The 23263-nt window shown below is 40.8% G+C and carries 27 protein-coding genes, 2 tRNA genes and 1 rRNA gene; 11 read left to right on the top strand and 19 right to left on the bottom strand.

Translation table 11 applies throughout. From position 1 onward, the window contains the following. Window positions 1-165: 165 nt before the first annotated feature. The 3 genes from gabP to ACTJKA_RS14920 all read left to right on the top strand — a co-directional run bounded on the left by gabP (window position 166) and on the right by ACTJKA_RS14920 (window position 3819). Window positions 166-1554, top strand: a complete 1389-nt coding sequence (gene gabP / locus ACTJKA_RS14930; RefSeq protein ID WP_008344350.1) for a GABA permease — start codon at window positions 166-168, stop codon at window positions 1552-1554. Window positions 1555-1652: 98 nt separating this feature from the next. Beyond that, window positions 1653-3182, top strand: a complete 1530-nt coding sequence (locus ACTJKA_RS14925) for a multicopper oxidase family protein (protein WP_017359847.1) — start codon at window positions 1653-1655, stop codon at window positions 3180-3182. 262 nt (window positions 3183-3444) lie between these two features. Then, a complete protein-coding gene (locus ACTJKA_RS14920) occupies window positions 3445-3819 on the top strand; it encodes a carboxymuconolactone decarboxylase family protein (RefSeq protein ID WP_007496965.1) in 375 nt (124 codons plus the stop codon). A gap of 214 nt (window positions 3820-4033) precedes the next feature. Here ACTJKA_RS14920 and ACTJKA_RS14915 read toward each other — a convergent pair whose 3' ends face one another. Together ACTJKA_RS14915 and ACTJKA_RS14910 are read right to left on the bottom strand one after the other, a co-directional pair. Beyond that, on the bottom strand, window positions 4034-5083 hold the full coding sequence (locus ACTJKA_RS14915) for a TolB family protein (protein ID WP_046526946.1): 1050 nt from the start codon (window positions 5081-5083) through the stop codon (window positions 4034-4036). A 73-nt stretch (window positions 5084-5156) separates the two neighbouring features. Further along, window positions 5157-5525, bottom strand: a complete 369-nt coding sequence (locus tag ACTJKA_RS14910) for an RlpA-like double-psi beta-barrel domain-containing protein (RefSeq protein ID WP_003213878.1) — start codon at window positions 5523-5525, stop codon at window positions 5157-5159. Between the two features lie 209 nt (window positions 5526-5734). Here ACTJKA_RS14910 and ACTJKA_RS14905 point away from each other — a divergent pair, with 209 nt between their 5' ends. From ACTJKA_RS14905 to ACTJKA_RS14895, 3 genes are all read left to right on the top strand, one after another. After that, complete coding sequence (locus tag ACTJKA_RS14905) at window positions 5735-6409, top strand: hypothetical protein (protein ID WP_048002244.1); 675 nt, start codon at window positions 5735-5737, stop codon at window positions 6407-6409. Between the two features lie 124 nt (window positions 6410-6533). Continuing rightward, window positions 6534-7001 carry a hypothetical protein gene (locus ACTJKA_RS14900; RefSeq protein ID WP_017366718.1) on the top strand — a complete coding sequence of 156 codons (468 nt, stop codon included), beginning with the start codon at window positions 6534-6536 and terminating at the stop codon, window positions 6999-7001. A 138-nt stretch (window positions 7002-7139) separates the two neighbouring features. Then, window positions 7140-7490, top strand: coding sequence for a DUF4064 domain-containing protein (locus tag ACTJKA_RS14895; protein WP_017366717.1), 351 nt, complete (start codon window positions 7140-7142; stop codon window positions 7488-7490). A 45-nt stretch (window positions 7491-7535) separates the two neighbouring features. On the opposite strand, the gene ACTJKA_RS14890 is transcribed toward ACTJKA_RS14895, so the two are convergent. Then, window positions 7536-7961: a hypothetical protein gene (locus ACTJKA_RS14890; protein WP_039170032.1), complete on the bottom strand. Its 426-nt coding sequence runs from the start codon at window positions 7959-7961 to the stop codon at window positions 7536-7538. Window positions 7962-8168: 207 nt separating this feature from the next. Between ACTJKA_RS14890 and ACTJKA_RS14885 the strand changes: the two genes are divergently transcribed. Further along, a complete protein-coding gene (locus ACTJKA_RS14885) occupies window positions 8169-9047 on the top strand; it encodes a D-alanyl-D-alanine carboxypeptidase family protein (RefSeq protein WP_197197298.1) in 879 nt (292 codons plus the stop codon). A gap of 34 nt (window positions 9048-9081) precedes the next feature. Here ACTJKA_RS14885 and ACTJKA_RS14880 read toward each other — a convergent pair whose 3' ends face one another. From ACTJKA_RS14880 to groES, 4 genes are all read right to left on the bottom strand, one after another. Beyond that, the gene (locus ACTJKA_RS14880) at window positions 9082-9693 is read right to left on the bottom strand and encodes an FMN-binding negative transcriptional regulator (protein WP_008344362.1); all 612 of its coding nucleotides are present in this window, start codon (window positions 9691-9693) and stop codon (window positions 9082-9084) included. Window positions 9694-9715: 22 nt separating this feature from the next. After that, window positions 9716-10168 carry a MarR family winged helix-turn-helix transcriptional regulator gene (locus ACTJKA_RS14875; RefSeq protein WP_440607823.1) on the bottom strand — a complete coding sequence of 151 codons (453 nt, stop codon included), beginning with the start codon at window positions 10166-10168 and terminating at the stop codon, window positions 9716-9718. Between the two features lie 377 nt (window positions 10169-10545). Beyond that, window positions 10546-12180, bottom strand: a complete 1635-nt coding sequence (gene groL / locus ACTJKA_RS14870) for a chaperonin GroEL (RefSeq protein WP_007496015.1) — start codon at window positions 12178-12180, stop codon at window positions 10546-10548. Window positions 12181-12236: 56 nt separating this feature from the next. Next, complete coding sequence (groES, locus tag ACTJKA_RS14865) at window positions 12237-12521, bottom strand: co-chaperone GroES (RefSeq protein WP_003214120.1); 285 nt, start codon at window positions 12519-12521, stop codon at window positions 12237-12239. A gap of 229 nt (window positions 12522-12750) precedes the next feature. Between groES and ACTJKA_RS14860 the strand changes: the two genes are divergently transcribed. From ACTJKA_RS14860 to ACTJKA_RS14850, 3 genes are read left to right on the top strand one after another with little or no spacing between them, the layout of a single operon-like run. After that, a complete protein-coding gene (locus tag ACTJKA_RS14860; protein WP_008344365.1) occupies window positions 12751-13485 on the top strand; it encodes a CPBP family intramembrane glutamic endopeptidase in 735 nt (244 codons plus the stop codon). After that, entirely contained in the window at window positions 13482-13676 is a 195-nt protein-coding gene (locus ACTJKA_RS14855; RefSeq protein WP_008344368.1) for a YdiK family protein, read from the top strand. Before ACTJKA_RS14860 ends, ACTJKA_RS14855 begins: the two co-directional genes overlap by 4 nt. A 57-nt stretch (window positions 13677-13733) precedes the next feature. After that, window positions 13734-14360: an NUDIX hydrolase gene (locus tag ACTJKA_RS14850; protein ID WP_008344370.1), complete on the top strand. Its 627-nt coding sequence runs from the start codon at window positions 13734-13736 to the stop codon at window positions 14358-14360. Between the two features lie 39 nt (window positions 14361-14399). Here ACTJKA_RS14850 and tatC read toward each other — a convergent pair whose 3' ends face one another. Genes tatC through moaC form a run of 4 tightly spaced genes read right to left on the bottom strand, consistent with a single transcriptional unit; the run spans window position 14400 to window position 16538 of the window. Further along, window positions 14400-15164: a twin-arginine translocase subunit TatC gene (gene tatC / locus ACTJKA_RS14845; protein ID WP_096881072.1), complete on the bottom strand. Its 765-nt coding sequence runs from the start codon at window positions 15162-15164 to the stop codon at window positions 14400-14402. Window positions 15165-15170: 6 nt separating this feature from the next. Further along, entirely contained in the window at window positions 15171-15350 is a 180-nt protein-coding gene (locus ACTJKA_RS14840) for a twin-arginine translocase TatA/TatE family subunit (protein ID WP_008344374.1), read from the bottom strand. A gap of 27 nt (window positions 15351-15377) precedes the next feature. Beyond that, window positions 15378-16031: a redox-sensing transcriptional repressor Rex gene (locus ACTJKA_RS14835; protein WP_008355687.1), complete on the bottom strand. Its 654-nt coding sequence runs from the start codon at window positions 16029-16031 to the stop codon at window positions 15378-15380. A 15-nt stretch (window positions 16032-16046) separates the two neighbouring features. Beyond that, the gene (gene moaC, locus ACTJKA_RS14830; RefSeq protein WP_026050052.1) at window positions 16047-16538 is read right to left on the bottom strand and encodes a cyclic pyranopterin monophosphate synthase MoaC; all 492 of its coding nucleotides are present in this window, start codon (window positions 16536-16538) and stop codon (window positions 16047-16049) included. 138 nt (window positions 16539-16676) lie between these two features. Between moaC and ACTJKA_RS14825 the strand changes: the two genes are divergently transcribed. Beyond that, complete coding sequence (locus ACTJKA_RS14825) at window positions 16677-18599, top strand: ABC-F family ATP-binding cassette domain-containing protein (RefSeq protein ID WP_322536252.1); 1923 nt, start codon at window positions 16677-16679, stop codon at window positions 18597-18599. A gap of 458 nt (window positions 18600-19057) precedes the next feature. Here ACTJKA_RS14825 and tsaD read toward each other — a convergent pair whose 3' ends face one another. The 8 genes from tsaD to rrf all read right to left on the bottom strand — a co-directional run. Beyond that, entirely contained in the window at window positions 19058-20086 is a 1029-nt protein-coding gene (tsaD, locus tag ACTJKA_RS14820) for a tRNA (adenosine(37)-N6)-threonylcarbamoyltransferase complex transferase subunit TsaD (RefSeq protein ID WP_017366705.1), read from the bottom strand. Continuing rightward, window positions 20079-20507, bottom strand: coding sequence for a ribosomal protein S18-alanine N-acetyltransferase (rimI, locus tag ACTJKA_RS14815; protein ID WP_048002240.1), 429 nt, complete (start codon window positions 20505-20507; stop codon window positions 20079-20081). Before rimI ends, tsaD begins: the two co-directional genes overlap by 8 nt. Before the next feature lie 25 nt (window positions 20508-20532). Further along, window positions 20533-21222 (bottom strand): tRNA (adenosine(37)-N6)-threonylcarbamoyltransferase complex dimerization subunit type 1 TsaB, encoded by a 690-nt coding sequence (gene tsaB, locus ACTJKA_RS14810; RefSeq protein ID WP_144626126.1) that lies wholly within the window; start codon window positions 21220-21222, stop codon window positions 20533-20535. Then, the gene (gene tsaE / locus ACTJKA_RS14805) at window positions 21203-21679 is read right to left on the bottom strand and encodes a tRNA (adenosine(37)-N6)-threonylcarbamoyltransferase complex ATPase subunit type 1 TsaE (protein ID WP_007496038.1); all 477 of its coding nucleotides are present in this window, start codon (window positions 21677-21679) and stop codon (window positions 21203-21205) included. Before tsaE ends, tsaB begins: the two co-directional genes overlap by 20 nt. A 12-nt stretch (window positions 21680-21691) precedes the next feature. Next, window positions 21692-22669, bottom strand: a complete 978-nt coding sequence (gene thiL / locus ACTJKA_RS14800; RefSeq protein WP_035703481.1) for a thiamine-phosphate kinase — start codon at window positions 22667-22669, stop codon at window positions 21692-21694. Between the two features lie 278 nt (window positions 22670-22947). Beyond that, window positions 22948-23024 (bottom strand) — tRNA-Asp (locus ACTJKA_RS14795). A 49-nt stretch (window positions 23025-23073) separates the two neighbouring features. After that, window positions 23074-23150, bottom strand: a tRNA-Met gene (locus ACTJKA_RS14790). Window positions 23151-23167: 17 nt separating this feature from the next. Further along, window positions 23168-23263, bottom strand: a 5S ribosomal RNA gene (gene rrf, locus ACTJKA_RS14785); the annotation flags it as partial.

Raw genomic sequence — 23263 nt, 5'->3', positions numbered from 1 at the left:
GAACATAATCTCTCAAATCCTTTATACTTTTTAACATCATGTTAAGAGGTTTGAAATGTCAGTTTGATAACCTGTCCAATGCTGAATGACAATTCAGTATGATAAAATTTAAAATATTCTAAAAACAAACTCTCGAATAAAAGAGAAATGTTTGGAGGTAAAGAAATGTCCAACATGACAAACGGTCTTCAAAAAAACCTTAAGACAAGACATATTTCAATGATCTCCATTGCCGGGGTCATTGGGGCAGGGCTATTTGTTGGTAGTGGTGCTGTCATTCATTCTGCAGGGCCTGGATCGATTCTTTCCTATTCATTTGCCGGACTTCTGGTCATCTTTATTATGAGAATGCTTGGAGAAATGGCCTGTGCCTATCCGACAAGCGGCTCTTTCTCACAATATGCGAGCGACGCCATCGGCCCGTGGGCCGGATTTACAATCGGCTGGCTTTACTGGTTCTTCTGGGTCATCGTCATCGCCATCGAAGCCATTGCCGGTGCTGCCATTATTCAATATTGGTATGGAGATGCACCTGTTTGGCTCACAAGTCTTATCCTCACAATCCTCTTAACCTTGACAAATATCTTTTCTGTTAAATCTTTTGGCGAATTTGAATATTGGTTTTCATTGATTAAAGTCGTCAGCATTATTTTATTCCTACTCATTGGTTTTGCATTTATCTTTGGTTTTGGCGGTCATCATACTGCAGGTCTTGCCAATTTAACGGGGAATGGCGGTTTCCTTCCAAACGGGTTCGGCTCTGTGCTCCTCGGGATTGTCGTTGTCATCTTTTCATTCATGGGAACCGAGATTGTGGCAATTGCCGCAGGTGAATCAGCAGACCCTGTCAAATCTGTGACAACAGCTACCCGTTCAGTTGTATGGCGTATTATTGTTTTCTACGTCGGGTCGATCGCCGTCGTTGTCACGTTACTCCCATGGAATTCAGCGAATATTTTAACAAGCCCGTTCGTTGCAGTATTAGAATACATCGGTGTCCCATCAGCCGCTCAAGTCATGAACGTCATTGTTTTAACAGCCGTTCTTTCTTGTTTAAACTCCGGTCTATACACAACGTCCAGAATGCTTTATTCATTAGCAGAAAGAGGCGAAGCACCAAAACGTTTTATGAAAATCAGCAAACGCGGTGTCCCTGTAGCAGCTACAGTCGCTGGTACCTTCTTTTCCTATATTGCCGTCATGATGAACTACTTTTACCCTGAAACAATCTTTCTATTTCTAGTCAATGCCTCTGGTGCCATTGCACTTCTTGTCTACTTGGTCATTGCCGTTTCACAATTAAGAATGCGTCGTAAAATTGAAAAAGAAAATCCTGAACAACTCAAAATCAAAATGTGGCTGTTCCCATACCTTACGTACTTTACCATTTTGGTCATCTGCGCCATCTTGGCCTCTATGCTGTTTATCGAATCAATGAGACCTCAGCTCATACTGACAAGCATCATTACCATCAGTGTACTAGTCGCCTACTTCATCTTTAAACCAAACAAAAAAGTGCCTGCAAGTGCAGCGCTTGAAAATAAACACCCTTAATTCTCCCGCTGAAAAGCGGGTTTTTTTTATTTTATTCACCTATTTTGATGTCCGCACTTATAATGTATCAAATTGATTTTAAGTGAGGATTAGTCAACATGAACCTAGAAAAGTTTGTTGACGAGCTGCCAATTCCAGAAGTCGCAGAGCCCGTCAAAAAAAACCCAAGACAAACATATTATGAAATCGCTATGGAGGAGGTGTTCCTAAAAGTTCATAGAGATCTGCCCCCAACCAAGCTATGGACCTATAATGGCAGTTTGCCTGGTCCAACCATTAAAGCGAATCGAAATGAAAAGGTCAAAGTGAAATGGATGAACAAATTGCCGCTGAAACACTTCCTGCCTGTCGATCATACCATTCACGCTGGACATCATGATGAACCCGAAGTCAAAACAGTCGTTCACCTGCATGGGGGCGTGACACCTGCAAGCAGTGACGGTTATCCAGAGGCTTGGTTTTCGCGAGACTTTGAAGCAACCGGTCCCTTCTTTGAACGAGAGGTTTACGAATACCCTAATCACCAGCAAGCATGCACATTGTGGTATCACGATCATGCCATGGCATTGACACGATTAAATGTATACGCCGGATTAGCTGGCTTTTATTTGATCTCAGATGCATTTGAAAAATCGCTCGAATTACCAAAAGATGAATATGATATCCCTTTAATGATCATGGACCGGACGTTTCAGGAGGATGGCGCACTGTTTTACCCAAGTAGACCAAATAACACACCAGAAGATAGTGACCTTCCAGATCCCTCTATCGTGCCATTTTTTTGCGGGGAAACGATTTTAGTCAATGGAAAAGTATGGCCGTATTTAGAAGTAGAGCCGCGAAAATATCGTTTTCGTATCTTAAACGCATCCAATACAAGAACTTACGAGCTTCATCTAGATAACGACGCCACAATCTTACAAATTGGATCTGATGGCGGCTTTTTGCCAAGACCTGTTCATCACCAATCTTTTAGCATTGCACCTGCTGAACGTTTTGATGTCATCATCGATTTCTCAGCTTACGAAAACAAAACGATTGTTTTAAAAAATACGGCAGGCTGCGGTCAGGATGTCAATCCAGAAACAGATGCGAACATTATGCAATTTAAAGTCACTCGTCCGCTCAAAGGAAGAGCAGCTAAAACATTACGTCCGATCTTCAAACCACTGCCACCGCTCCGGCCGAGCCGAGCTGATAACGAGCGAACGCTGACCCTTACTGGCACACAAGATAAATATGGGCGCCCGATTTTATTACTAGATAACCAGTTTTGGAATGATCCTGTCACAGAAAATCCTCGACTTGGCAGTGTAGAGGTGTGGAACATCGTCAATCCAACAAGAGGTACACACCCTATTCATTTACATCTTGTTCAATTTCGAGTGATTGATAGAAGACCATTCGATACAGACATCTATCAATCAACAGGTGAAATCGTGTACACAGGACCAAATGAGGCGCCTCCTTTGCATGAACAAGGCTACAAGGATACAATTCAGGCGCATGCCGGTGAAGTCATTCGCATCATCGCTCGGTTTGTCCCATATAGCGGACGATATGTGTGGCATTGTCACATTTTAGAACACGAGGATTATGACATGATGCGGCCGATGGATATCATTTAGTAAATGTGAAACCTCTCTTAATTGCGTAATATGAAAAGGGCTAACAGCTTCTATATATTAGCCCTCTATTTTCTTTTCAATCTCCATGAGAAAAAACGAACAATGTATCGCATGAATGGCATTTTTTTGAACATTACACACTTAAAAAGTTGACGAAGTAAACCGATAATACTACTATATACCCATTACCTCTATCAAAAGGCACTTAAGAAACCATGCACAAACAAATAGAAAATCGTCATAAAAAACGGAGGAGTTCAATTTGAATGAAGAAAAAGAGACTTGCCAGGTCAAGCAAGAAACAGTGGCAGGTAACAGGGAGAAGCTTTCAATTCATGAAAACGAGAGCATTCGATCAAACATTGAACAACTAACAATTGAACTCGGTGAACAAAAAGAATTCAATCACTTCATATTAGATGAAAAACAGAAGGCCATCAGCACATTATCGGCTCTCATTGCAAAAGGTGATTGTGATGAAGAGTTAAAAGCTCATTTTGTACAAGCATTACATATCGGGCTCTCTGTTATAGAGATTATGGAGATCATTAAGCACTGTACAAAGGTTGCGGGATTCCCTCATTCCATTAATGCCTTGTTTATTTTTCAAAACTTACTAGATGAAAACAATAAATAAGAGAAAACGAGAAGTCTTCTGTCCTCTCGTTTTTTTATTTCCACTTACTTTACTCTCTTACGCTGATTCTGTCACAGTAGCAAAATATCAAAATACCACTCATTTCCTTGCTTAAAAAGTGATGTTGATTTCACAAATCCGCATTTTTCACCAACACATCCCATGACAAAATAAAAAAACGTCCAGTTATATGAAATAACTGAACGCGCACCTTTTACCGATTGACAGTGAAATTGTTAACAATCCCGCCTTCTTTCTCCCAAGCGGTTTCTACTGTTTTCTTCTTAATATCATATTCAAAAATGGTTCTGACCTTCGCCTTTCGTCCTGTGTCATCCTTTAATTCCTTTGCGTTCTTTGCAACACCTAAGAAATAAACAGATGTACCATCCGCAGAAAATTGCGGCTGGGCAGCACTTAAAATACGCACATCTTGGCTGTTTTTAACGAGTGTCTTCGCTTTTCCTGTATCTACATCCATCACCTTAATAGATGATACTTCTTTTTCATTTCGAACCTTCACTTCTGTATAAATAAGTTTTTTATGATCTGGTGAAAAAGAAATATCATTGATGGTTTGAGAAATACGTGCAATTCGCTTTCCCTTCTCACCTGTTTGTAGGGTAATCTTCATGGTCGTTGGTTCAGGATCCATTCCTTTTTCATTTGCCTCATCCGTCTTTTTATAATCCTCTTTTAACGAATAATGCTGAATGGCCAACAGATTTGATGCTGGATCATAAGCAAAAGAACTCACCGTATCATCATCACTTTTTTCTGGATATAACACTTTCACTTTCTGTGTTTTCAAATCAAAAGACGCTACATAAAATTGCTCACCTGAATCCTTGTTATACCTTAAATATAACTGTTTTCCGTCACCAGAAAGTCTCATACTGTCGATTGAATCGTCACTCGTAAAGAGCGTTTTTTCTTTATCCGTTTTCACATTCAATTCCCGTATACTTACTTTTTGTGTGTCTTCATCTGTATACGTGTAGTATAAAAGCTGTTTTGCCTGATCATAAGCAATTGAAGGATATGCTGTCAGTTTCTCTGTATGAAGCGCCTTGTCATGCAAGTAATAAGTATTGTTTAACTTTTGATCCGTAAATGAAACAAGCAATTCGTCTTTTGCATCTTGATTTGTTTTCACTTTTCCTGCATGTTTTGCCTCTTGCCCCGGCTTCATCATGAAGAAGATGACGGCCGCAATTGCTGCGACTCCAATCACTGTGACGATCCACCATGTTGATTTTTTCATTGATTTTCAGACCCTCTCCACAAGAAAAGAAGCCAGAAAATGAACTTTTCCCGCTTCTTTGCATGCCTATGTATTAATAAGTGTAATGCCCTTTGACGACACCTTTACTTGTTTTATACCCAAGTGCTTTGAATGCTTTCGGACTTACGTCTAATACTGCGTTTGGCATTCTACCTACATCATATTTATATACTGTAATCACTTTATGTGGTTTCGCTTTTGTTGTCACTCTTAGTTTTGTACCTTTTTTCGGTACGTCAAATCCCATTTTCGTTGCTGCATCCCAATGACCGAGTTTTTTTCCATCTGCGCCTTTTTTACCGACACCATTATACCATGTAATATTGCCGCTTACTTTTTTTGCACTTGCTCCATGTGAGAAACTAAACGCTAAAAATAAACTAGCTACTGTTACGATTGTCGCGATAAGCTTTTTATTCATTAAAAAATCCTCCGTATTTGGTTTCTGACCCTATTATACATGAAGATGCACCCAGTTATTTTACAGTCACATTACAATTCGAATACAAGTTGACCACTTAATGACCGATTTTGTTCATAAATTTCACCAAAAACAGCCAGAACATCGTAAGTAGACCTCCCCTTTCGTTTTATATAATAGAAATGAATCAAAGATAAGGAGGAATTTTCATGAAAAAGTGGTTCATCGTTTTGAGTGTAAGTTTGACCTTCGTTTTGATGCTTTCAAGTATTCCTGCCTCTGCGGCTGGTCCTCGTCACGGCGCCATCGTGACACAAACGGATGAAGCCAAATGGTCAGGTATCACGGCTGATATTGTGCTGCCAAAAACAGCAACCATTAAAAATGGCTATGCCGACTGGTATCTTGGTCTCGGTTCTGCCGTTGTTGAAAGCGGGATTTCAAAAACAGCTTCTGGCTATAAGGTATTCCTGGGCACCGGCTCCCAAGGCGGCAGTCAATATTGGAACAGTGAATACGATTCAAGTATTAAAGATGGTGCACGTGTCAACTTAAAGCTCATCAACAATGGTGATGGCACAGTGTCACTATACGTCAACGGGAAACTGCGCTATAAGCAGCCTGTTTACAACCCTAGCCGTCTGAAAAACCTTGATGTTGTCAAAATGGTACACGGCGTACAGGATAATGGAACAAACAGCTACTCGCAAGCAAGTTTCTCTAATGTACAGCTTCGTGCAAATACATCTGGAAGTGTCTATAAAAAATGGGACGGCACCGTCAAATCATCTCTTTTACGCAAAAATCTAGAATCTGGTGCTCCGGCTCCAAAATTCACGGTCATTTCTTCTGTTCCACTTAGTACAACCCTTTCAGCACAATAAAACATGAGCACCCACCTTTGGGTGCTTTTGATTGTTCACAGCTTATCAACACTTCTCTTTTAATCAAAACATCAATTCGTGGTAACATAAGCATACATACTTTGAAGAACAAAGGAGAAAGAACGTGAGAAAAAGTCTACTTGTTTTCATGAGTCTTGTTGCAACCTTCTCTATCCTAGCAGCTTGCTCAAATACGGCAAAAGAAGAAAAAACAGAATCTACGGCACTTCCAACGATTAATGAACGCATTCAAAATGAAACGAAAGAGGTCATGGAGCAGTCTAAGCTCGTAAAAGACACAGCGATCACCGTTGATCAAAAGAAAAAAGTCATTTCCTTAAACGTGACGGCTTCATCTGAGACCAATAGTGATTACGCTGAAGTCATTGGTTTGAACTTTGCCAAAACACTAGCTATTGGTGCATCCACTGAAAAGGAAAACAACCTGCATAAACCGGAAAATGACAGCCTCGGCGCCCTCTACTCCTTTTATGACCTAAACATCACCGTGAAACAAGAAAACGGAAAAGTACTGGCAAAAGGAAAGAAAACAACAAATGAAACAAAGATTACCTGGGAGAGAGCCCAGTAATTGGACAAGAAAATTCTTTATGGATTTTCTTGTTTTTTTTAACAAAACTATTAATATTGTGAAAAGAATGCCGATGAGTAAGATTGTGTTGGTTCTTAAGTACCAATAATTCTTATTTACATATCGGAGGAAAGTATCATGAAAAGAACGACAGAATTTGTTTTAGGCTTAATTGGAGGTATTTTGGGATTTTTCGGTGCAATGTTTGCACTTGCTTTTGGAGGACTAGATGCCGCATTTAATGAATCAGGTACGAGTCAATTCACAGGATTAGGCTGGTCAGCGATGCTTTTCTCTATTCTTGCGATTGTGGCATCTGTTATCGTGAAGAAAAAAGCAAAGCTTGGTGGCATTTTATTATTAGTTTCTGCTGTAGGCGGTATTATTTCTATTTTTGTGTTCTTTATCCTTCCAGCTGTATTAATCATCATCGCAGGATGCATGGGTGTGTTTAGAAAAGAGCCTGTCAAAACAGTTCCTGCTGAATAAAGTTGATATAAAAAAGCTTGTAGAGGGTCGCTCTACAAGCTTCTTTTATTGTATATTTTCATTTAAATCTTCTCTTATGATATCAATCAGCGTGTCAATATCCGAGTGAGCTCTAGATGCTAATCGTACCAGCAAATGATCGATATCCTCATACAAATGACGATCTTTCAACATATACTTCCCATAATACGGAATGACAAAGAAATAGAGCAAATCAGCTACTTCTAGTGCAACGTCATCACCAACTTCATTCTTTAGCGCCTCCCCAACACATTGGATCAGCCAATTCAAATCTTCTTTCTTTTCAATCGGAACGTACATCAGCTGATGAATACGGTCCGTATCTCCCGTTTGTAAAATCTGCTCCGCTGCTCCCTTTGATAGAGCACCAATCTCTTTAGAAGATATATTAAGAACCGCGAATTCATTCTCTGATCTGTCTTGATCCATTTGCAGCACGTTTTGGTCCATCTCGACTCACTCCCCGTTCTCAGATACTTTTATTATAAGGAATTCATCTGATTTTTTATGGAAATAGTGGATTTTTTTATGTAATTTTAAACAAAAAAAGAACCAAATGATATGATTCAATCTCAATTGACATAAAAAAACCATTGCACTTTATTTCAATCTATCTCAATATATGTATATGTTAGTAGATTGAAAGGGATGAGAGAAATGAAGATGAAATACCCGTGGATCAAAGGAATTATTGTCAGTGTGGTTCTCGTACTTGGGCTTGGAATCTTTCCTGTCCAGCTGCCCTTTTTACACATGACTCATGCGACACCAGTCGCAAAAGCAGCCGCACCGAAATACGTGACAACAGCGAATGTTCATCTTCGCAAGGGACCTGGAACAAAATATTCAGTGATATTGACCATTCCAAAAGGGAAAAGGATTCCTTATCTTAAAAAGAATGGTTCATGGATTCAAACAAAGTATAAAGGAAAGACGGGTTACGTCAGCTCTCAATATATCAAAAAAGCAGGCAAAAGCTCACCAGCTTCATATGCTGCTCCTTCCACTAAAACGCCAGGTACGTATGTAAAAGGGATATTGGTTGTGAATAAGAAACATAGACTCCCATCTTCATACAATCCCGGAGAAAACAAACAAGCGAGAAAAGCAGTAAACGCTATGATCGCGAAAGCAAAAAAAGCAAACATCCGACTCACCGCTTTTAGCACCTTCCGTTCATACGACCGTCAGCGTGTCTTGTACAACAATTACGTCGCCTCTCATGGCAAAAAACAAGCAGCTCGATTTAGCGCAAGACCAGGCTATTCCGAACATCAAACCGGCCTTGCTTTTGATATCGGCGGTGCCAATTCAAAACATTGGGCTGAAGATTCTTTTGCCAATACAAAAGAAGCGAAATGGCTGGCCAAACATGCCCATGAATTTGGTTTTATCATCCGTTATCCGAAAGGTAAAGAAAAAGTGACAGGCTATCAATATGAACCATGGCACCTCAGATACCTCGGATCAACCAATGCGAAAAAAGTAAATAAGAGCGGTAAAACCCTTGAAGAATATTTAAACATAAAAGGATAACAACAAAAGCACTCTTTTTCTTCAGAGTGCTTTTTCATATATTCTCTTCTCTTTTTTTCATCGCAGCCGCCATTTCCACTTCACCCTCTGCTTCCAACTGTTCAATAATGCGAGCATAATCTCTTTCATGGCGATTTTGGCTTAACTTAAAAGCAGCTTGAACTTCATCAATGATGATTTTGAAGCCCACAATCCCTTTCATTTGTTTCTCTAACAGTTCCTCAGACAACGTATCCCATAACACTGGCTGATCTCTATGACTTTCATATGTCTCCAGCATCGCTGTTAATTCCTTGACCAGTTCTGATTTTTCGAGCAGTGCAGCCTTTCCATATACATGTACAGCTTGATAATTCCACGTCGGTACGGCTTCTTTCTCATACCATGAAGAGGATATGTAGGCATGCGGCCCTTGAAAAATGACGAGCACCTTCTCGTTCTCTTCAAACGTTTTCCACTGAGGATTTCCAATCGCCATATGCCCTGAGATCACATACGAATTGCCAATTTGATGAAAACTCACTGGAATATGTGTCGCAATGGGCTTTTCATTCGTTGTCGTCACAACTGTAGCAAATGAATGTGATTGAATAAATGATTTGATTTTCTCCATATCTTTCACTTGAAAAAATGATGGTACATGCATGTTCCCTTCCCCCCTTATTTAATTAGTAGCTTCTCTTTTTGCCTTTTTTCACATCTTCCCAATCTTTTTCGATATTCTTTCGCACCCTTAGAAGATACTCATAAATCTGTTCCGCTTCCTCTTCAGAAAATCCATCCAGCGCTACCCGATTTGAATGATCATGTTCTCGTTTGATCATTGGATAGACGGCTTTTCCTTTCTCAGTTGGAAACAATTTCTTGATTTTTTTATTCGCTGAGTCATGTTTCTTCTCAATAAATTCATGTAACTCTAATTTTTGAATAGCCCGAGCAGCCGTAGTTCGATCCACCTTAATCATTTCCGCTAGTTTTTCCTGAATGATGCCAGGCTCCTCACAAATACGCACAAGATACAAATACTGCCCCTTCGTTAAATCATACTCTTTAAATTCAATATTACTAATGGAATCAAGCGCGCGAGCAATCACGCCGATCTCCCGCAAAATTTCTTTCATATACCTCGACTCCTTTTATTGCATTTACAACAAATAACTAAAGTTAGTATAATTGATTAATGTTGTATTTACAACAAAAAACCCACTTCTTAATTGAAAGTGGGTTTTCAACTCTTTCTTTATTTATCACGCCTCTTCGATCCAAACAATCCAAACACGACCGCCAGCGCAACAATAATCGCCACCCAAGTCGTAAAGCCCATATGATCACCGCTTTTCTTTTGAAAATCATCTCTTTATGTTAGATAAAACCAAAAAAATCACTGTCTCTTTAGTTAACGGATGTAAAGCGGTGAAGGTTTCAATTCATTTAACGCTCTTAACCAAAAAATAGACAAAACAAAAACCCCTATATTTCAAGGGGTTTTCGAAGGGTGTTACATCATACCACCCATTCCGCCCATTCCGCCCATATCCGGCATTCCGCCGCCTGAGCCGCCTTCTTCTGGTTTGTCAGCTACGACTGCTTCAGTTGTAAGAAGCATAGCTGCTACAGAAGCTGCGTTTTGAAGTGCAGAACGAGTGACTTTTGTTGGGTCAACGATTCCTTTTTCGATCATGTTTACCCATTCGTTTGTTGCTGCGTTGAAGCCTACGCCAATTTCTTCGTTTTTCAAGCGCTCAACGATGACTGATCCTTCAAGACCTGCGTTGTGAGCGATTTGACGAATTGGCTCTTCAAGAGAACGTAGAACGATGTTCACACCTGTTTGAACGTCACCATCAGCTTCGATGGAAGCGACTTTGTTGTATACATTCACAAGTGCTGTACCACCACCAGATACGATACCTTCTTCAACTGCTGCACGAGTTGAGTTCAGTGCATCCTCGATGCGTAGTTTACGTTCTTTTAGTTCTGTTTCAGTTGCAGCACCAACTTTGATGACAGCAACGCCGCCAGCTAGTTTTGCAAGACGTTCTTGTAATTTTTCTTTATCGAATTCAGAAGTGGTTTCTTCTACTTGCGCACGGATTTGGTTCACACGTGCTGCGATTTGAGCAGAATCTCCTGAGCCTTCTACGATGGTTGTGTTTTCTTTTGTAACAACCACTTTAGACGCACGGCCAAGCTGACCAATTTCAGTTGATTTCAGGTCAAGTCCTAGGTCTTCAGTGATGAGTTCTCCGCCAGTTAGAACAGAGATGTCTTCAAGCATTGCTTTACGACGATCACCGAATCCAGGTGCTTTTACTGCCACTGCGTTGAATGTTCCACGAAGTTTGTTCACAACAAGTGTTGCAAGTGCTTCGCCTTCTACATCTTCAGCAATGATCAATAATGGTTTTCCTTGTTGTACGACTTGCTCAAGTACAGGAAGGATTTCTTGAATGTTTGTGATCTTTTTATCAGTGATTAAAATGTAAGGATTTTCAAGAACCGCTTCCATCTTATCAGAATCAGTTACCATGTATGGTGAAGCGTATCCACGGTCAAACTGCATTCCTTCAACCACTTCAAGCTCAGTTGTGAAACCTTTAGATTCTTCAATTGTGATGACGCCGTCGTTTCCTACACGCTCCATCGCTTCAGCAATTAGGCTGCCGACTTCTTCATCTGCTGCAGAAATAGACGCAACTTGAGCAATTGATTCTTTACCTTCGATTGGTTTAGAAATCTCATGCAAGCCTTCAAGTGCTACTTTCACTGCTTCTTCGATCCCTTTACGCACGCCAACAGGGTTTGCACCAGCTGTTACGTTTTTAAGACCTTCACGGATCATCGCTTGAGCTAGAACTGTTGCAGTCGTTGTACCGTCACCAGCTACATCGTTTGTTTTGCTTGCAACTTCAGCCACAAGTTTTGCACCCATGTTTTCAAATGCATCTTCTAATTCGATTTCTTTTGCAATCGTTACACCATCATTTGTGATAAGTGGAGAACCGAATTTTTTCTCAAGAACCACGTTACGTCCTTTAGGTCCTAAAGTTACTTTTACAGCATCTGCAAGTGCATCTACACCACGTAACATCGCACGACGTGCTTCTTCACTGAACTTAATATCTTTTGCCATAATAACGAAACCTCCTCAGTCTTTTTAGAAATATATCTCAATCTTTGTTTATGTGATTAACCAATAACAGCTAAAATGTCGCTTTCACGAAGGATTAAATATTCTTTTCCTTCATATTTCACTTCAGTGCCTGCATATTTTGAGAAGATAATGCGGTCGCCTGTGTTTACTTCTAACGCAACGCGCTCACCACTTTCAAGTACACGACCTGAACCTGCTGCAACAATTTTACCCTCTTGCGGTTTTTCTTTTGCAGAATCCGGTAAGACAATACCGCTAGCGGTTTTTTCCTCAGATTCAACGAGTTCAATGATTACGCGATCGCCTAATGGCTTTAACATAAGAAACAACCTCCTCAATTTTTATATGTAGTCTTTTTTAGCACTCATCATCAACGAGTGCTAACACATTTATTATAATAAAGAATGTCTTCTGCAATTTCAAGTAAAAACCTTTAAAAATTTTTACGCTTTCATGATCTTTTTTCAACTCAAATTCTTTCCTTTTCAACGAAAAAGAAGACTTGTGTTACAATAAATCTAGTTCTTTTAGTAAAGGGGTTTTCGTTACTTGAAAAAACAATATTGGTACATCATCTTAACGTATATATTGGTGCAGGTTTCTGCGTTTCCGTATGTGTTCATCATGAAGTGGTTAGGTTACATTCAGACACCGATGACACAAGCAGAGCTCTCTAAATTGTCAGGAACATGGACAATCATTAGCTTCTGTATCGGATTAATCATTATTCTGCTCATTCTTCGGACTGTGCCAAAAGCTTCACTTCGAAATGAAGCACCGGCTTCAGTCGGCGCGGCAATCGCTTGGATCATTGGCGGTTTCTTTCTTTCCCTCTTTGCACAATCCATTGCGGGGGCGATTGAACAATATGCATTTGGCATTAGCCGAGAATCCGAAAATACTCAAAACATTTTAGCCATTATGGATGCAGTTCCATGGCTTGTAATCGTCATCGCTCTGATTGGACCGATATTAGAAGAAATCATTTTTCGAAAAATCATTTTTGGTGTGGTTTATGAAAAAACGAATTTTTTCATTGGCGCACTTGTCAGTTCAGTGGTTTTTGCTGCTGTACACAATGATTTCCCACATATCTTGCTCTATACCGCAATGGGCTTTACCTTTGCCTTTTTATATGCGAAAACAAAACGAATCATTGTGCCAATCGGTGCTCATATGCTGATGAATTCGCTCGTTATCCTTGTGCAGATTGAGCCAGTAAGAAAAATGATTGAAGAACAATCTCAAACAATGCAAATGATTATTGGAGGCTTTTTCTCATGAGAAACCCTGTCGTATGGGGCGTTATTTATTTTGCCGTAGGTGTGGCGTTCACCTATATGGCCATTCAAAATCCAGGTGACATGTGGTCATTTTACAGCATTTTGCTGATGGTGTTTGCGGCCTATAATATTAATATCGCGTTAAAAATGTTTGCTTTTTCTGTCAAAATGAAAAAACAGCAGCAAAAATAAAGCAGAAACCATTTTCCGCCGTTTGGAAAATGGTTTTTTTATGGAGGTCATGTTTTCATGGAACACGAAAAACTGAACATCATGAACAATCAGCATGAAACGATTGGTACAGCCGCTCGATCTGATATCCATGCTGAGGGCCTTTGGCATGAAACCTTTCATTTCTGGCTTTTAAAAAAGGAAGATGACACAGTGTTTCTCTATTTTCAGCTGAGGAGTCCCTCCAAAAAGGATTTCCCTTCTCTATTTGATATCACAGCAGCAGGCCACCTTCTCGCAGATGAACAGCCTTCTGATGGCATCAGAGAAGTCGAAGAAGAGCTTGGTCTCTCCATCTCGTTTGAGAACCTTACCTTTGCTGGTGTCATTAAAGATGAAATCCATATGCCATCGTTTACCGATCGTGAGTTTTGCCATGTGTATCTTTATATGGATCAAAAAGAGCACATGGATGTCCATCTACAGAAAGAAGAAGTTGCTGGACTTTATAGAGCAAGGCTGATGGATGCACAGCAGCTTTTAAGTAGAGAATGCGAAAAAATGAACATCGAGGGCTTTGAAGTGGATGCAGACGGCAAGCGATGTGAGGAAAAGAGAGAGGTCCGTGTACATGATTTTGTCCCGCATGAACCTGCGTATTATGAGCATCTCTTTCAAGCAATCAATCAATTTCTTTCACAATAGAAAAAGCATCGTGACCCCTATTAGGATCACGATGCTTTTTTATGAGACAACATCATTTTCTTTCTCCTCTGTCTCTGTTTGCTGCATTTTGCGATAGGTCACTCTTGAAATGACAATACTCACTTCATACAAAACGAGCATTGGCAAGGTAACCATGAGGTGAGAAACGAGCTCTGGCGGTGTAATCAGTGCGGCAATGACAAGGAGGACAAAATAGGCATACTTCCGTATCTTTGATAAAAACATCGGTGTGATGATGCCAAGTCTTGTGAGAAACATCAACACGACAGGCATCTGAAACAAAAAGCCAAATGGAAGTGTTAACTGCATCAGAAATGTAAAATACTCATGAATCCCAATCACTTGCTCCACATGTAAATCATTTGACATCCGTATCATAAAATCGACGACAAATGGAAACAAAATAAAATAAGAGAAAGCCACACCGCTCAAAAATAAAAGCAGTGCAATCGGAATATAAGCAAGTGTCACCTTTCTTTCTTTTTCATATAAGCCAGGACTCACAAACGCCCAAAGCTGATATAAAATCACGGGACACGTCAAAACAAGAGCGATGACAAAAGCGAACTGCATAAACACGTACAGTGGATCTGTGAGCTTAAATGCGTTCAATGTCAGTGTGGCCGCTTCATCGGTATTTTGTAAATACACAATGACCGGCTTAGCGAGAAAAAAACCTGCCACCATAAAGGTGACAAAAAACATCGCAATGATCACTAAACGTTTTCGCAGTTCCACAATATGCTCCATAAGCGGCATATCTTTGACATTCATGAAGCTCATCCTATTCTACTGATCTTCTTTTTTCTTTTTTTCTTCCTGATCATCAGCTAAACCTTTTGTGGCATTTTTGAATTCACGTAATGTATCTCCTGCTGCTCTTCCTAATTCAGGAAGCTTTTTCGGCCCAAAAATAATGAGCGCAACAACCGCAATCAGAACCAAACTTCCAGGACCGATCGGACCCATTTGCTCCACCCCCTTTACCCCTTTTCGTCAGTCCTCCTGTGTAACAGAATAATGCTTTAAGAAATACACAAGAGACTGAAGTTCAACCGCCAAATCTATATGATGAATTCGAATGTGTTCCGGCACATTCAATCGAGCCGGCGTAAAGTTAAGGATTCCTTTGATGCCAAGGGCAATCAAACGATCTGTAATGGATTGAGCTGCTACGGCAGGCACTGTCAAAATCGCAACAGGAATATCTCCTACCTCTTGCACATGCTCTTCAAGCTTATCCAAATCATAGACAGGCACGCCGCCTATCTCACTTCCTATTTTACTCTCATTGACGTCAAAAGCCATTGAAATTTTTGTATTATTATTTTTAATGAAATTATAGTGTAAAAAAGCAGTCCCTAAATTCCCGACACCGATGAGCATGACATTCGTCATTTCATCTTGGTCAAGGGTCTTTCTAAAGAAGGTCAAGAGGTAATCGACATTATAGCCATACCCTTTCTTCCCAAGTGCACCAAAGTAAGAAAAATCTCGGCGAATCGTGGCAGAATCCACTTTGACTGCATCACTAAGCTCTGCCGATGACACCCTTTGTTTTCCTGATGCATGCAGATTTTTTAAAAAACGGTAGTAAAGCGGCAAACGTTTGGCTGTCGCTTGTGGAATTTTTGACTGGTCTATATTCATATAAGATCCTCCAACTTAAATATCAGATGCTCTGTGAAAATCACCGTTTTTCCCGCCTGTTTTTTCTACTAGATAGGTCGGGCCGATGATCATCCCTTTGTCTATTGCTTTGCACATGTCATAAACGGTCAGTGCACATACTGAGGCAGAAGTGAGCGCTTCCATCTCCACACCCGTACTTCCTTTTGTTTTCACCTGTACTTGTATGTTCAGAATGTACGCATTTCCGTCTTCCTCCCAATCAAAGGAGATATCGACACCTTTTAATGCAAGCGGATGACACATTGGAATGATGCTGGACGTTTGCTTTGCTGCCATAATGCCAGCTACCTGTGCGACAGATAGTACATCCCCTTTTCCAATGTCATGCTTTTGTATTTGATGAAATACTTCTTTTATCATACGAACGCTTGAAACAGCAACGGCAGTTCTCACTGTAGACGATTTGTCACTAATGTCGACCATCTTTGCTCTTCCTTGTTCGTTAAAGTGGCTAAATTGACTCATCTTTCAACGCTCCCTCACTCAAATCATACACTATTTTTTCCTATCTGTCTTTCATTTGACCATGGCAGCCGTATGTAAGATTTGCCGGTTTACTGCTGATAAGCTACACTTAACATATTATAGCAGAGGTGAAGTTACATGATGATTCTACAAGTGAATCAGCTGTCCAAATCGTTTGGCGCTGATACCGTTTTAACGAATATAAAATTGGAAGTCAAAGCGAGGGATCGTATTGCCATTGTCGGTCGTAACGGTGCAGGAAAATCCACGCTTTTAAAAATCATTGCCGGTCAAATGTCTTACGAACAAGGTGAGATCATCAAACCGAAAGACCTATCCATTGGATATCTAGCACAGCATACAGATGTGACGTCTACACGTACGCTAAAAGACGAACTACTATCCGTTTTCGATCATTTAAAAGAAATGGAACAAGAGATGAGAACCATAGAAGAGAAAATGGCTTCTTCCACAGGAACAGAATTAGATTCTCTAATGAAAACCTATGACAGGCTGCAGCAAGCATTTAAAGATCAAGGCGGCTACCAATATGAAGCGGATGTCCGCTCCATTTTACACGGACTCGGCTTTAGTCATTTTGAAGACCATACAACCGTCCAATCCTTAAGCGGCGGTCAGAAAACACGTCTAGCGCTTGGAAAGCTATTATTAATGAAACCAGAACTCTTGATTTTGGATGAGCCAACCAACCATCTAGATATTGATACCTTATCATGGCTTGAGCAGTATTTGCAAAATTATACAGGAGCCATCCTCATCGTTTCCCATGACCGATACTTCTTAGACAAAGTCGTGAACCATGTATATGAAGTGTCGAGAACAGCGATGAAAAAGTTCGCAGGGAACTATAGTAAGTATCTTGACCAAAAAGCTGAGCAGCTAGAGCGTGATATGAAGCTGTATGAAAAACAACAAGAAGAAATTTCGAAGCTTCAAGATTTCGTGGATCGCAACTTAGCAAGAGCATCCACCACAAAGCGTGCTCAAAGTAGACGGAAACAGCTGGAACGGATGGATCGTTTAGATAAGCCGTTAGGAGATGAAAAATCCGCAAACTTCCATTTCGATATTATGAGGCAAAGCGGAAATGACGTGCTGAAGGTGCATGATCTCGATATTAGTTACGATAAAAAAACGCCGCTCCTCTCTTCCCTATCTTTTCATATTAAACGTGAAGATAGCGTGGCACTCATCGGTCCTAACGGTATCGGGAAATCAACTCTTTTAAAAACCTTAACGGATACGTTAAAACCAGTAAAAGGCGATATCAGCTTTGGTTCTCATGTGACGATTGGCTACTATGATCAGGAACAAGCCAAGCTGACATCCTCCAAGAAAGTGTTAAATGAACTTTGGGATGATTATCCCCATATGACTGAAAAAGACATTCGGACTTGTTTAGGAAACTTCCTTTTTTCAGGTGATGACGTCTTAAAGCCTGTACATGCTTTAAGTGGTGGAGAAAAAGCACGACTTGCACTGGCAAAGCTGATGCTCCAAAAAGCCAATTTCCTCATTCTCGATGAACCGACGAACCATCTTGATTTAGACAGTAAGGAAATATTAGAGAATGCACTAATTGATTATCCAGGCACCATCTTGTTTGTTTCGCATGACCGTTACTTTATCAATCGCTTGGCAACAAAAGTTCTCGAGTTGTCACCAAATGAAACAAAAGAATACCTCGGTGACTACGACTATTATCTTGAAAAGAAAAACGAACAATTAGAGCTTGAAGCACTCCAAACTCAGGAGACGCATAAAAAACAAGCAGAAAAACCAGTAGAAACAGCAAAACTTTCCTATGCAGAAGAGAAAGAACTCAAAAAGAAAGAAAGACAAAAGCAGCGCCGAATTGAAGAAATTGAAGAGCGTATCGCTGTCATCGAAGACAAGCTCGGTGAAAACGAAGAGCTTCTATGTGATCCTGCTATTTTCCAAGATCACGAGAAGGTACAAGCCATTCAAACAGAAAATGATGCGCTCAATCAAGAGATGGAATCACTTTTTGCGGAATGGGAAGATCTATCAGATGCATAAAGAGTGCCCTAACGGGTGCTCTTTTTTAAGGTGAGAATCTTTATCCACAATGATACCCACAATAACATCTTGATTATTCTTAAATATTTTAAAGTTATCCACTTTATCCACAGTATTTTAATCACATATCCACATAAAAGATCACATTTATACACATTCTCTTCATTTTAAAACGAATTTTCTAACAATTGTGGATATATAACGTTTACATGTGAATAAATCGCTTTCATTTCAATAGAAAAAACTCCCGTATATCCACAGGAGTTCCAAATTATTGCCAAAGGGCTAAAATGAACTTTATTTTAGCCCTTTGTCTTCTTTTCAGCGTGATTGCAGTCTAGGAAGGACGAGTAGTGGCGCGGAGCGAATTTGATAGTCGTGAGCACCAGCACGCAGGACTGACACCGAATGCGAGGGTTTGTCTACACGCTGAAACTCCTCTATATCCACAGGAGTTCTTATTCATAGGAAACAAGCGGCAGTCCAGGTTGACCGTTCATTGCCATGTCGCCTCTTATTCCCTTTTCAAATGCAATGGTTCCCGCAGCAGCAATCATGGCTGCATTGTCTGTACAAAGAGACAATGGCGGAATCATGACATTCACTTCAGGTAGCTTCGCAAATGCTGAAGTAAGGGCTTCTCTAAGACCTTTATTGGCAGCAACCCCGCCAGCTAGAACGACTTGTTTCACACCATACGATTCAGCCGCTTTTAATGTCTTTCCAACCAGCACCTCAATCACGCTTTCTTGGAAACTTGCAGCCAAATCCTCTGGCGCAATGGTTTCACCCTTTTGAGACGCATTGTGTAATGTGTTGATGACCGCTGATTTTAAACCGCTAAAGCTAAAATGATAGGATCCTTCTTCAAGCCATGCTCGAGGAAGCTTAATCGTTGGCTCCCCTTCATGTGCCAATCGATCAATGTGAGGTCCCCCTGGATATGGCAGACCCATTGTCCGAGCTACTTTGTCATACGCTTCTCCAGCCGCATCATCCAACGTTTCACCAATAACCTCAAAAGACCCATGCTCTTTCATCAAAACAAGCTCAGTATGCCCACCAGAGACGACTAGAGCTAAACAAGGAAACACCAGTTCACCAACGAGCTGGTTCGCATAAATGTGTCCAGCAATATGATGAACACCTACAAGCGGAATTTGATGTGCGAAACTCAGTGCTTTGGCTGCATTGACACCTATCAAAAGTGCACCAACTAAGCCTGGACCTTCTGTCACAGCAATGGCATCTAAATCCTGAAAGGTCATATTGGCCTGCGTCATGACTTCTTCTAATACGATCGTCATTTGTTCCACATGATGCCTTGAAGCGATTTCTGGTACCACGCCGCCAAATCGTTTATGGCTTTCTATTTGTGAGGCGACAACATTCGCTACGATCTCTTTCCCATTTTTCACAATGGACGCAGCTGTTTCGTCACAGCTTGTTTCTATACCTAATATGAATCGATCTTTTTTTTCACTCATTTATCTTCACCCACATGACTAATGCATCTTCCCCGTTATCCGTATAATAATTCTTTCGAATAGAAGCTGGTTTAAAACCTAGCTTTTCATAAAGGGATTGTGCTGGCGTATTTGATACCCGCACTTCTAGTGAAAGATGATCTGTCTTTTTTTCTTTGCAAAATTCCATGACATATCGAAGCAGCGCTTCCCCGTATCCTTTTCCCCGGTGCTCAGGGAGAATCGCAATATTCGTAATTTGTGCATCATCCATGACAATCCAAACGCCGCAATACCCAACAGGCTGACCATCTTCTTCAATGAGGAAATAATGGCTGTATTGGTTATGGAGAATTTCATAGACAAACGACTCTTTTTTCCAAGGCGCTGTAAATGAATGCACTTCAATCGTATATACCTTTGGGATGTCCTCTACTGTCATTCTTCGCATCTCTACTGTGTTGAGATTATTTTTGTCCTTCAAGCCATTTCACTTCCGCTTCTGCCAAACGAATATAATTAGGAACAAGCTGATGGACATCTTCAGCAGGGCGGTCTGCCCCCAAAAATGCGAGCACTGAAGGTCTTGGGTTGTGAAATGCCTCGTCTGCTAAAACGGCGGTTTCTCCAAGTATGGAGAGTATATTCTCTTGATGAAGATGCACATCATGTCCAAGAAATAAAACAGGGTTCCCTTCCTTTTTCAGCTCTTGAAGCCAATCAGTGAGCAGGATATTTTGATCTGGTTTCACTTCTTTTATCTTTCCACCTTCAAATGTATATAACCCTGTATAAACTTGTCCTCTTCTTGCATCAAATATAGGAGAAATCATTCCATCAAAATATCGAGCATTTGCCGCCAGCGTCTCTAAACTTGAAACAGCAGCTATCGGAATAGACAGCGTCCAAGCAAGTGTTTTTGCAATGGTCACACCGATTCTAACGCCAGTGTAAGAACCGGGCCCTTTGGCTACAACAATTTTGCTTAATTCGCTCGGTGCTACGCCGCATTCTTTCATCAGTGCTTCAACTGTCGGCATTGCACGTACTGAATGATTCTTCTTTAAGTACGTAATACTTTCCCCAACCACAGTGTCATCACGGACAAGAGCTATTCCGAGTGTATGGTTTGACGTATCAATTGCCAGTATGGTCAATGTCTTTCATCTCCTTACAAAGGGCCTCATAGCGCTCCCCTTTTGCATAAAACGTAAGATGACGTTCTTCTTCACGTTCTGTTCTCAGCATTTCAATTTTTAAATACGATGAAGGCAATTGAGGTTCAATGAGATGTGCCCATTCAACCAAACATACACCTTCCCCCTCAAAATATTCGCCCAGTCCAATATCTTCTTCCGCATCTTCCATACGATACACATCCATATGATAAAGTGGCAGTCTGCCATCCGTATATTCTTTAATAATTGTAAAAGTAGGGCTGTTGACGATACGGGTAATACCTAAGCCTTCTGCAAAACCTTTTGAAAAAGTCGTTTTACCTGCGCCTAAGTCTCCTTCTAATGTTAAGACATCGCCGGGCATCACAAGTGTAGCCAAGGCAGCAGCAATTCGTTTCGTCTCATCCGCACCTTTTGTTGTCCACGTTAACTTCATGGTGGAGTCACCTCATTTCTTAAAATGATTATATCCTTTTTTCATTAAAATTGTTTGTTGATCATGGTCTTTTAAAATAACGCTGGACGCTCGATCATCTTTGACTTGTCCAATACGCGTGACCTGAATGTGTTCTTTTTTACATTGCGTCTCAAATCGCTTCCAATCCGTTTCAGGGATCGTACCAGTTAAGACAAAATCCTCTCCACCGAACAAGACCCATTCAAGCCATTCTTTATGTAACAACGGTAGATGTGGATGTTTTGGGAGCTGATCAGCTTCAATTTCAATAGTCACACGACTCGCTTCCGCTATTTCGTTTAACTCACTCGCTAATCCGTCACTTACATCATTCAAGGTCACCCGGGGGAAGCTTGAACAAATAAGGCCAGCAGCAATATGCGGCTGCGGCATTTTGTGTCGCTCTAGAAAAAAAGCAGTGTCAATCGAATGTGCAGCATTTACTTCATTCATTAAAAGGGATAGCCCAGCAGCTGATGAACCTAGTTCACCTGTGACAAAGACAACGTCTCCTGTCTGAGCACTATGACGGTAACAGGCTGTTCCCTTTGGAATCTCACCAATGACCGTTACTGTGATGACAAAGTCACTGCGGGTGGCTACTGTATCTCCACCGATTAAATCCATATGATATCTGTCAGCCAATGCTTTCATTCCCTCGTAAAAAGCTGCAACAATTGCTTCATCCCCATGAGGCGGGATCGCAATTGATACAAGATAATACTTAGGGGTTCCTCCCATGGCTGCAATATCACTGATATTCACTGCCAGCGCTTTAAATCCAACCTCAAAGGGTGTGGAAAAATCAAATCGAAAATGGACATGCTCTACCATTGTATCAACACAAACGACCTCTTCACAATGTGAATGAGGTTGATAAACACTAGCATCATCACCGATGCCCATGACCAAAGAACGCTGATGCGTTTCTTTTGGTGTAATTCGGCGAATAAGATCAAATTCATCCATAAAAGACAGCCCCTTCATACAATCAACTGATTGAGCAAACATGATGTCAGACACAGTTAGTATTAGTGTAGCGAATATGAGCCTCGGTTCCAACTAAAAACGATATAAAGAAAGCCTGGTATAAAAAAACCAGGCGTTGTTTATTGAAGTCATGATCTTTTCTTATCACATTTAGTGTAGCCAAACACAAGGAGTTTCATTGCATCTAGGATACTTATTGAAAGAAAAAGACATAAAAAAAAACGAAACTATACGTTTTCGTTTACAAGTCATAAAAATGGCGGTCCGGACGGGACTCGAACCCGCGACCTCCTGCGTGACAGGCAGGCATTCTAACCAACTGAACTACCGGACCATTTTGGCTGTACTCAATGAGCACTCGCTACTTAATAGGTAAAATAATTTGGTTGCGGGGGCAGGATTTGAACCTGCGACCTTCGGGTTATGAGCCCGACGAGCTACCGAACTGCTCCACCCCGCGACGATATAAAATGACAAGCTTGGCGGCGTCCTACTCTCACAGGGGGAAACCCCCAACTACCATCGGCGCTGAAGAGCTTAACTTCCGTGTTCGGTATGGGAACGGGTGTGACC

The sequence above is a fragment of the Bacillus sp. 22190 genome, from assembly GCF_052045575.1.
Taxonomy (GTDB): domain Bacteria; phylum Bacillota; class Bacilli; order Bacillales; family Bacillaceae; genus Bacillus; species Bacillus altitudinis.
This window is presented reverse-complemented; position numbering and strand designations above follow the sequence as displayed.